Here is a 9,664-nt window from a genome sequence, read left to right on the forward strand (position 1 = left end):
AACGAACGGAAAGGACCATGAGAAACGTGTCACATATCCTGGAAAAGCAACTGACCGACTATCTCGTAACGGATCAGGCGCGGTTTTACCGACTGGCGTACAGCTACCTGAAAAACAGGGAAGAGGCTCTGGACGCGGTGCAGACCGCCGTCTGCAGGGCACTGGAGAAACAGGGGGAGCTGAAGGAGCCGGAGGCCCTCCGTGCGTGGTTTTATCACATTCTGGTTCACGTGTGCATGGACGTGCTTCGCAGCCGAAAGCGGGTGACGCTGATCCCGCCGGAGGCACTGGACGCCGGCAGCTATGAGGACCCTCTGCCTTCGGACGGCACGCTGGCCCAACGGGTGGACGCTCTGCCGCCAGAGGTGGGGACCATCATCAAGCTGCGGTTCTATGAGGACCTGTCTCTCAAGGAGATCAGCACCGTCACCGGCTGGAATCTGAACACCGTGAAAACCAGACTGTACACCGGCTTGAAGAAATTACGGATATCAATGGAAGGAGATCAATTATGAACGAATTCAAGCGTGCACGAGAAGAATATGAGTCCACCCCCATTCCGGAGGAGCTGGACGCCCGGGTCCGCGCAGGCATCTGGCAGGGCAGGACCAGCAGCCGTAGCCGCGGTTATAAGGTGGTCCGGCGGACTGCGGGCAGCGTGGCCGCCTGTCTGGCTGTGCTGATGGCGGGCCTGAATGTCTCCCCGACCTTCGCGGCTGCGGCTGCGGATGTACCGGTGCTGGGCGGGCTGTTCCAGGTCCTGACGATCCGGGACTATGAGACCGTGGAGAACGGCATCGACTACAAGGTGTCCGTCCCCGGCGTGGAGTCTGAGGGCGACCTGGCCGAGAAGGTCAACGCGGAGATCCAGGAGCGGGTGGACGCCCATCTGGCCCAGGCTCAGGCGGACTGGGATGATTACAAGGATGCATTCCTGGCTACCGGCGGCACCGAGGAAGAGTGGGCCGACCGGGAGATGAACGTGCTTATCGACTACGAGATCAAGAGCCAGACCGACACTACGGTCTCCTTTGTGGTGGATTTCGCTGAGGGCTGGGTCGCTGCCATGCAGCAGCGGTACTGCTACAACCTGGACCTGGCCAACGACAAGGACATCACCCTGGCCGACGTGCTGGGCGAGGACTGGGTCGGCATCTGCAATGACGCCGTAAATGCGAAGATCGCGGCGGATGAGAGCGGCCTCTTCTTCACCCCGGAGCAGGGCGGCTTCACCACTGTGGATGACGCCACCTCCTTCTATCTGAATGAGGACGGCTCTGTGACGCTGGTGTTCCCCGAGTACAGCATCGCCGCCGGTGCCGCCGGGATTGTGGAAATCCCCGTGGTGGCCTGAGTATACCATCTCAAAGCGGCCCGCCTGTCGGCGGTCCGCTTTTTTTCTTCCATATCCTATAAAAATGCTATGAATTAAAGGCGGATTTTCGGCAAATGGTCCGTTGCAAACCCGGTGCGGCAGGTGTATCATGAGGCTATTCATTCAGAACGGAGGGATTTCCAATGCCTATTTATCACAGCGTCACTGAGCTGATCGGCCGCACGCCCTTGCTGGAGCTGTGCAATTACGAGCGGAACCACGACCTGAAGGCCGTGCTGTTGGCCAAGCTGGAGTGCATGAATCCCGCGGGCAGCGCCAAGGACCGGGTGGCTGCCAACATGATCGCCCGGGCGGAGATGGAGGGCCGTCTGGCTCCCGGCGGCACCATCATCGAACCTACCTCCGGCAACACCGGTATCGGTCTGGCTGCCGCAGCTGCGGCAAAGGGCTACCGTGTGATTCTCACCATGCCGGACACCATGAGCGTGGAGCGCCGGGCTCTGATCGCCGCCTACGGCGCGGAGATTATCCTGACGCCGGGAGCGGCGGGCATGGCGGGTGCTGTGGCCAAGGCGGAAGAACTGCATCAGTCCATTCCCGGCAGCATCATCGCAGGACAGTTTGAAAACCCCGCCAATCCAGCGGCACACGAGAAGACCACTGGCCCTGAGATCTGGGCGGACACGGAGGGGAAGGTGGACATCTTTGTGGCCGGGGTCGGCACCGGCGGCACTGTCAGCGGCGTGGGCCGGTATCTGAAGGCACAGAACCCCGCTGTGCGCGTGGTGGCCTTTGAGCCCGCTTCCTCGCCCCTGCTGACGGAGGGCCATGCGGGCCCCCACGGCCTTCAGGGCATCGGCGCCAACTTTGTGCCGGAGAATCTGGACCGCAGCGTCCTGGATGAAGTCCTCACGGTCACAGATGCGGATGCCTACGCTACGGGCCGGGAGCTGGCCCGGACTGAGGGCATTCTGGTGGGCATCACCTCCGGCGCCGCCGTGTGGGCAGCGGCCCAGCTGGCCCGACAGCCGGAGAACGCCGGCAAGACCATCGTGGCCCTGCTGCCGGACAGCGGCGAGCGGTATCTCTCCACTCCCATGTTCCAGAAGTGACAACATGTACAAAAAGCCCGGGAGACGTCCGTACACGTCTCCCGGGCTTTTTCGCAGATTATCCGGCCTCCATGGCGTCCCGGAGCCTGTCGGTGACAGCACCTTCAAACAGGCGGGTGGAGTGGCCGTGGAGCGTCTCCAGCGCACCGGCGGCCAGGGTGCAGGGGGTGTTTCCGGTCATGGACAGATCCATGTCAAAAATGAACTTCACCTCCGGGTCCTGGGGAACGCCGGGGGCGTTCCGCTTCACCACACCGGGGCCCGCGTGGACCTTGGCCTGACAGCTGGAATCCAGCTTCAGCGTCAGATCACAGGCGCAGTTGAGAAAGCGGTCCTCCGGGAGCTCCGCCCCCTGCATGGGAGCGGTGTAGGCAGGAGAGAACAGCTCCGCCCAGCGGGCACCCTCCAGCCCCAGCCGGGCACGGGAGAAGATGTTCACATACCGCAGGCCCACCCGCTGGAAATAGGCGGGCTTGTACAGCCGGATAAAGGCGGCCAGCGGCTTGTCCAGCTGGCGGGCAAACTCCTCCCACCCGGGATAGTGGAGGGTGGACAGAGCGATGAAGTCCTTGGTGAGATTCAGCTTCCACTGGTTGTCCTCGGAGACGAAGTTGTGATTGGTCACCGGAGGCTGCTGCTCCACCTTGGGATTGGGGCTGCCCAGCCCGGTGATGCGGGGCGGCGCGGCGTCCTGGCGCCGGGCATACTGGGGGAACTCCGCGCGGATGGCCTCCTGAAAATCGGCGGGCTCCACGCTGTTGATGGTGAGAATAGACGGGAACCGCAGCTGGCAGATGACCTCATGGGCCGGGGCGTTGCGGTAGTGGGTCCGGGGATGATCGGAAAACAGCATGTGGCTTGCTCCTTTGCTTCTTGATGGCCCTATTTTAGCCCCCTGGCTGAGAAATGTCAATTACAGGTAGAACCGGTGGCAGCCGATGGTCTTGAGATACGCCCGGTTGGCGTTGATCCAGGTGCCCTGGGACAGGGCGGGCGCGTAGAAGTAAAGAGCCTTGCCGGCGGTGTTCTCGCCGTTCAGGACCCGCTTGGCCGCCTCCACGGATTTGGCCGTGGGGGGCAGGTACACTGTGCCGTTGGAGACGGGCGTGAACTGGACATCGTGCTTGCGGTCAAAGATCACGGCGGGAATGGTGTTGGGGAACTCCTTCGCCGCAACCCGGTTCAGCACCACATTGCCCACGGCGATCTGGCCGGTCATGTTCTCGCCCCGACTCTCGGCGCTGATGATGCGGCTGAGCCAGTAAAGGTCCATGGCGTTGTGATCCGCGCCGGGAGAGGTCACCGCCGCGCCGCCCAGCTGGGGATCCCAGGCCACGCTGCCGCCCAGGGCGGTGGCCAGAGTCCGCAGGGGGATGTAGGTCCGGCCACGCTCCACAAAGACCTTGCCGCTGTATGTACGGCCGTTGACCGTCACGGTATTTCGGGACGGGTTTGCGGTGACGGACTGGCTGCCGGAGGCGGCGGCAGCCACCTTTCGGCTGCTGTCCCACCAGACGCTCCAGCCGCCGAAGGCATCCAGCAGTCCCCGGAGGGGAACATAGGTCACGCCGCTCTGCAGGTAGTTGACGCCCTGACTCAGAACGGTGCCGTCCACCTGGACGGGCACCACCCGGCTGGGGGCCGCCTTGACGGTGGCGCAGGTCAGGGTAAGGGCGGCCAGCAGGCCGCAGAGAAGTTTTCGTTTCATGGGGAAAATTCGTCCTTTCTGGTTTGTCGCTGCTGTACAAGAGCATACAGGAGGGAGGGGGCGGGCTGCAACCCTCAAAACATTCCAGAGCTGGAAGCGAACAGACAGCTTGACAATATCGTGCAACGATATTATAGTGAACCCAGAAAGTATCGTGTTTCGATATTAGGGGGGATACCATGGCCAGGGAGCCGCTGAAAGTCCTGACGGAGAGCATGTTCTATGTGCTGTTGAGCCTGCTGCGGCAGGAGCGGTGCGGCACGGAGATTGTCCGGTATGTGGATGACGCCACCGCCGGTCGGGTACCCCTGGGGCCAGGGACGCTGTACACGATTCTGGCAAAATTTCAGGAGGAGGGCTTGATCCGGGAGGCGGCGGTGGAGGGGCGGAAGCGGACCTACGCCATCACGGACCGGGGCCGGGCCCTGTTCCGGCAGGAGCTCTCCCGCCTGCGCCTCTGCGTGGCCGATGGCGAGCGGGAGGAGCTGGCGTCGGAGCGGCTGCTGCCGGGGATGAGAGAGGAGGCACCGTGAAAAAGCGTTTTCTCATGCCGGAGGCCTATTGGGATACCGCCCTTCTGGAGCGGTGGCTGGAGGAAAAAGCTGTCCAGGGCTGGCGGCCGGTGTCGTTTTCTCGCTATGGCAGCGGAAAGTTTGAGTCGGCGGAGCCCAGGAAGCTCCGGTATCGGTTGGAGCCCCTGCGGACAGAGACCTATGACGCCCAATGTGAGCGGGAGGAGACTTACCGGGAAATGGGGTGGGAGCCTGCCGGCGTCCTGGGGGACTATCGGGTCTATGCCTGCGCGGACCCACAGGCGCCGGAGCTGTTTACAGATCCCTCTGCCCTGTGTCTGACCTGGGAGAGGCAGCTGCGGCTGTTCCGGCGACATAGGCTGATCTCCATGGTGCTGATTGTTGTCTGGACGATCTTGCAGTTTCGCAGCCTCTGGGAGAGCGGCCAGCCGGTGGATGTGTTCCTGAAAGGGATGTGGGCTGTGTGGCTGCTTGCGGTGGTCTGTGCCCTGGAGTGGCTCTGCGGCAATCTGCGGGCGCTGCGGGGCGTTCAGCGGATGCGCCGCCAGCTGGAGGCGGGGATGGCGCCGGATACTGAGGACCTGGATGCGTCGTTACGGCGGCGGAGGCGGCAGAATCTCGTCTCCTGGGGGATTTGCGGACTGGTGGCTGCACTTGCCGTATCTGTATTCGGCAGCCAGCAGGAGATGCCCTTGTCCGACGCGCCGGAGCCCTTGCCCTATGTCTCCATGGAGGCAGTGGCCCCGGAGGCCGCCGCCCTGCCCTTGGATTCATCTGTTTACCGGGAGAGACGGAGTCTGCTGACGGATCACCGGGAGGTCAGCCAGTTCCGCTGGGATTTTAAAGCGTCCCTGTGGGCCGGTTTCGACCGGGTGCGGTTCACCTTCCTGGCGGAGGCCCTGTATCGGGAACGCTTAGCGAATTTCTTGGACACTTGGTCCGTGGTAGAGGTCCGGGAGGTGGCGGACAGCCGCTTTGACCAAGCGGTGGTGATCGACACGGGTAAAAACCGATGCTTCATCGGCCGGATGGGGCGGGCGGTGCTGATGGAGCGGGTGCGGACAGACCGGGACCTGATGGACCACCTGGACGACTTCGTCGCCGTCCTGGCGGAGTTTCAATAGAAAAAGAGGGGAAACGCCATGCTGAAGCTGATGCCCATGAACATTTACGACGTAGCCGCCCAGCAGGCCCGGATGGAGGACCAGGCCGCCCGGGGGTGGTTTGCCGTCTCGGTTCCCGGTATTTTCTTCCTGGCGGTCTTTGAGAAGGGGGAGCCAAAGGCTGTTCGCTACCGACTGGAGCCTGCCCCAGTAAAGGAGAGCTGCCCGGACCCAGAGCGCCTGGCGGCCTACCAGTCTATGGGCTGGGAGTATGTGGACACCTCCGGCAAGTCCATGCACCTGTGGCGGTGCGACGATCCCGATGCGCCGGAACTCCACACGGACCCGGAGACAGAGGCCCAGGCATATGACCGGCTGTTCCGCCGCCAGCAAAAGGTGACGCAGTTCTGGGCCGCGGTCACGGCGCTTCTGGCGGTGCTGGCGGTACAGACGCTTCTGACAGAGAGAACCCTTCTCGTATGGAGTGTGCAGGAGTGGAAGCCACTGTGGCGGGAGGCCGCCTATTGGGGCTTTCTGCTGGCACTCGCATTGGCGGCGTTCCGGCAGTGGTGGTCTCTACGACGGTATCTGCGGCCTTTGCGGGCGGGAGTACCCGTGTGCCACAGGCGGCCTTACCGGCTGGCCTGCGGATTGTCCCTGGCGATCATGCTGCTGTGGGGAATTTACATCGCATCACTCTGCGCCGATATGGCGGACCCCAGATCGCGGCCCTTTGAACCGGCGGAGACCTTTGACGAGCCGGTCCCATATATCACGGAAAAGGGATTGCAGGAGGTCCAGGCCATCCACTGGGACAACTGGCTTACCACAGACCAGTGGTGGACCTTTGAGGGCATGGGCGACTGGGAGACGGAGAACCGCTACTACCGCCTCCGTTTCCCCTGGCTGGCGGACGATCTGGTAGACGGCATCTTGGCGGACTACCAGGAGAAAGGCTGGCCCGTCATGGCCTGGCAGATCCCCGGACTGGACGAGACCTGGGTGTCCACTCGCGACGACTACGGGTATTGGTTCCTAGTGGTCCGGCTGGGGGATCAGGTGTGGAGCATCTCCACAGGCACCACGGAGCCAACGATAGATCTGGCGGAGCGGTACGCTGCCGTCCTGGCGGAGGTTCAGCAGAAAGAGAGGGGGGAGCGATCTATGAGCGGTCGGCAGGAATACAGGGAGTTCCGGCCTGTGGAGCTCTATGACGTGGCTGCTGTGGAGTCCTGGCTGGAGGAACGGGACCGGGAGGGCTATCACCTGCTGCGGTTCCGGGGGCTTTACGGAATCTTTTATCAGGATTGCTCCGTCGCTCTCAGCCGCTACCGGCTCCAGCCCCTGTTGCGCAAAGAGAAGTCTCCGCCGCCGGAGATGACGGATGCCTACAGAGAGCTGGGGTGGGAATATGTCTGCACCTTGGCGGGGACCTTCCACATCTGGCGCTGCGGCGACCCGGCCGCCCCGGAGCTGGACACGGACCCGGTGGTCCAGAGCATGGGGTACGGGTATCTTGAGCGAAAAATGCGGCGCCATCTGCTGCGGCTGCCCGCGATCCTGCTGGTGTGCCTGGGGATCTGTGTCCTTCCCTGGTTCTGGGGCGCCGGGGACATGCCTCTGGTGGATCAGCTGGAGCATGCCCTGCCGGGCGAGGGACTGTTCTGGCTGCTGATGGCGGCGGCCGCGGTGGGGTTCGAGCTGCTGGACGCCTTCCGGATGCGCCGGCTGCTGCGGTCGCTGGGCACCGGCGTCCCTCTGGAACGCCCCAGATCCTGGCGGCTCCAGAAACGGGTCACGCAGGCGGTAATGGTCCTGATTTGGGCGGGCGTCCTGATATCCTGGCTGCTCCCGGATGGCGGAGATCCCCATTTCACCCGGTCGGCCATGGACGGGGACGGCGAGCCGCTGGCGGAGGTGGTGTATGTGGATCTGCGGGAGCTGGAGGGCTCGGAGGAGCTGACCGGTTTTTCCGCTGAGCGCAAGTCCCTGCTGTTGGCACCCCGGATGTACTGGACCCGGCAGTCCACGGAAGGCCCCGGCGGCCCGTTGAATCTGATCTCCGGCAACACCTCGTATTACCGCATGGGGACGGAAGGGCTGGCCCTTCGGGTGGAGGAAGAGCTCAAGACCTGGCAGGAGTGGTTCGGCGGCGGGGAGCCGGAACGGCTAAAGGTCCCCGGACTGGACAGCTTCTGGTGGGCCGGAGATGAGCAGCTCTCCCGGCGAGAGGATCCGTGCCAGTGCGTGGTGGCCCGGCGGGGAAACTGCGTGCTGATGTTTTCCTATACCGGGCACAAGGACCTGCGGATACAGACTGACTACTTCGCTGCCGTCCTGATGAAATTTCAGTAGATCAGCGGAGAGGGGGAGAGGAGAATGGGCGCTGAAAACAGACATGGGCAGAGCTCCTATCGGAAGAGCTGCCCCATCAGCATCTACGACGTGGCGGCGGTGGAGACCTGGCTGGAGGACCTGGCCCGCAAGGGGGAGAACCCCGTCTGCTTCACGGGCAGCCGGGTGGACCTGTTGCTGGACGAACCGTGGGAGTGCCGCTTCCGGCTCCAGCCCCTCCAAAGGTGGAAAGAGGCTTTGGACCCGGAGCGGGTGGAGGCATACCGGAGCATGGGCTGGCGGCTGGTGGGGCAGCTGGGGCCCTTCTGGGTCTGGCGGTGCGATGACCCGAATGCCCCGGAGCTGGACACGGACCCGGTGGTCCAGGGAGAGGGATACCGATACTTAAAGCGGCGGATGATCTTCCGCACAGTGGGGGGCGGGCTGATCTGGCTGGCAATGACGGCGTATTTCATCCTGGCGGTGGCGCTTTCGGTTGCTTCTCTGGAGAACATCCTGAGAAACGCCAGCTGGCTGGGCTTTGTAGCCGCGCCGCTGGTGGCTGCGGCGCTGCTGACCATCTTGGGGATGCAGCTCTGGCTGGATGCCCGGAACACCTGGCGGCTGTGGAAGACTCTGACGGCGGGCGTCCCGCTGGAGAGGCCCAAGCTATACCGCCGTCAGCTGCGGCTGGGACAGCTGGCGTGGGGCGCTGCACTGGTCATATCTGTGCTGAATCTGGTGGTCAGCATTCAGAATCTGGACGGCAATCCCTCTGGTTGGGACCATGCGGCGCGGACGGTTTATGAAGCGGGGGAACGTCCGCCGGTGCAGATGGTTCTGGCGGACCTGACAGCCCTGGACGGCCTGGAGCCTTTGCGGACAGAGGTGCAGGAAAAATCCCTTCCCATCGCGCCGGAGATGTACGCTGCCCGCCAGTCTGCGGTGCTGCCCGACGGGGAGCAGGCTTTTCTCCAGACCGCGTATTACCGTATGCTGACAGCCGGATTGGCCCAGACCTTGACGGCAGAGCTGACGGAGAACCGGGCCGGCTTTCTGGACAGCCGGCCGGAACTGCCGCTGGACCCAATAGAGGCCCCGGCTCTGGACGGCTTCTGGTGGGCAGAGGAGGCGGACGGAATCGGAAGTCCTGAACAATTCGCCGTGCTCCGGCAGGGAAAACAGGTTCTTACCCTTTGGTACACCGGCTCTGCGGACCTGCGGACAGAGACGGCGTATCTGACCTCTTTGCTGGAGAAATGACACGCCGCCCCCGTCAAGAAATCCCTCGCCGCCTCATACACTGTTCACCAGGGAGGGGGCCGAGGGATGGATGCCTATGATTGGAGCACAGGAGTCTACGCCACAGCGGTGGCCATGGCAAAATGCATGACCACGGAGGAGCTGTCCCGCACGGCGATCCTGCTGACCCAGCTGGGCACCACTCTGGGCACCCTGGCGGCCCTGCGGCAGATGGAGGAGGGCGGTACAGGAGCCGTCACGGAGGTTTGAAGAACAGCAGAAACCCGGCGGGGGGG

The 9,664-nt window shown here is 63.4% G+C and carries 10 protein-coding genes; 8 read left to right on the plus strand and 2 right to left on the minus strand.

What is annotated here, in order from left to right; all coding sequences use genetic code 11:
* The first annotated feature begins 17 nt into the window (after positions 1–17).
* From OCV80_RS09925 to cysK, 3 genes are all read left to right on the plus strand, one after another.
* Positions 18–515 carry an RNA polymerase sigma factor gene (locus OCV80_RS09925; RefSeq protein WP_036627189.1) on the plus strand — a complete coding sequence of 166 codons (498 nt, stop codon included), beginning with the start codon at positions 18–20 and terminating at the stop codon, positions 513–515.
* Positions 512–1,354, plus strand: coding sequence for a DUF3298 domain-containing protein (locus tag OCV80_RS09930; RefSeq protein ID WP_267288383.1), 843 nt, complete (start codon positions 512–514; stop codon positions 1,352–1,354). Before OCV80_RS09925 ends, OCV80_RS09930 begins: the two co-directional genes overlap by 4 nt.
* Before the next feature lie 164 nt (positions 1,355–1,518).
* Positions 1,519–2,448 (plus strand): cysteine synthase A, encoded by a 930-nt coding sequence (gene cysK, locus OCV80_RS09935; RefSeq protein ID WP_025543958.1) that lies wholly within the window; start codon positions 1,519–1,521, stop codon positions 2,446–2,448.
* A gap of 58 nt (positions 2,449–2,506) precedes the next feature.
* On the opposite strand, the gene OCV80_RS09940 is transcribed toward cysK, so the two are convergent.
* Together OCV80_RS09940 and OCV80_RS09945 are read right to left on the minus strand one after the other, a co-directional pair.
* Complete coding sequence (locus tag OCV80_RS09940; protein WP_267288384.1) at positions 2,507–3,301, minus strand: TIGR04255 family protein; 795 nt, start codon at positions 3,299–3,301, stop codon at positions 2,507–2,509.
* Between the two features lie 60 nt (positions 3,302–3,361).
* Positions 3,362–4,156, minus strand: a complete 795-nt coding sequence (locus tag OCV80_RS09945) for a cell wall hydrolase (RefSeq protein WP_025543960.1) — start codon at positions 4,154–4,156, stop codon at positions 3,362–3,364.
* A 179-nt stretch (positions 4,157–4,335) separates the two neighbouring features.
* On the opposite strand from OCV80_RS09945, the gene OCV80_RS09950 reads away from it, so the two are divergent.
* The 5 genes from OCV80_RS09950 (at position 4,336) to OCV80_RS09970 (ending at position 9,638) form a co-directional block, all read left to right on the plus strand.
* Complete coding sequence (locus OCV80_RS09950) at positions 4,336–4,689, plus strand: PadR family transcriptional regulator (RefSeq protein ID WP_119311164.1); 354 nt, start codon at positions 4,336–4,338, stop codon at positions 4,687–4,689.
* Entirely contained in the window at positions 4,686–5,813 is a 1,128-nt protein-coding gene (locus OCV80_RS09955; protein ID WP_119311163.1) for a DUF2812 domain-containing protein, read from the plus strand. The genes OCV80_RS09950 and OCV80_RS09955 overlap by 4 nt, the downstream gene beginning before the upstream one ends.
* 18 nt (positions 5,814–5,831) lie before the next feature.
* Positions 5,832–8,147 carry a DUF2812 domain-containing protein gene (locus tag OCV80_RS09960; RefSeq protein ID WP_256264243.1) on the plus strand — a complete coding sequence of 772 codons (2,316 nt, stop codon included), beginning with the start codon at positions 5,832–5,834 and terminating at the stop codon, positions 8,145–8,147.
* 24 nt (positions 8,148–8,171) lie between these two features.
* A complete protein-coding gene (locus tag OCV80_RS09965) occupies positions 8,172–9,389 on the plus strand; it encodes a DUF2812 domain-containing protein (RefSeq protein ID WP_267288385.1) in 1,218 nt (405 codons plus the stop codon).
* 66 nt (positions 9,390–9,455) lie between these two features.
* Positions 9,456–9,638: a DUF6774 domain-containing protein gene (locus OCV80_RS09970; RefSeq protein WP_021748458.1), complete on the plus strand. Its 183-nt coding sequence runs from the start codon at positions 9,456–9,458 to the stop codon at positions 9,636–9,638.
* Positions 9,639–9,664: the final 26 nt, after the last annotated feature.

Origin of the sequence: Oscillibacter acetigenes (assembly GCF_025567605.1) — a bacterium.
GTDB classification, from domain to species: Bacteria; Bacillota; Clostridia; order Oscillospirales; family Oscillospiraceae; genus Oscillibacter; species Oscillibacter welbionis.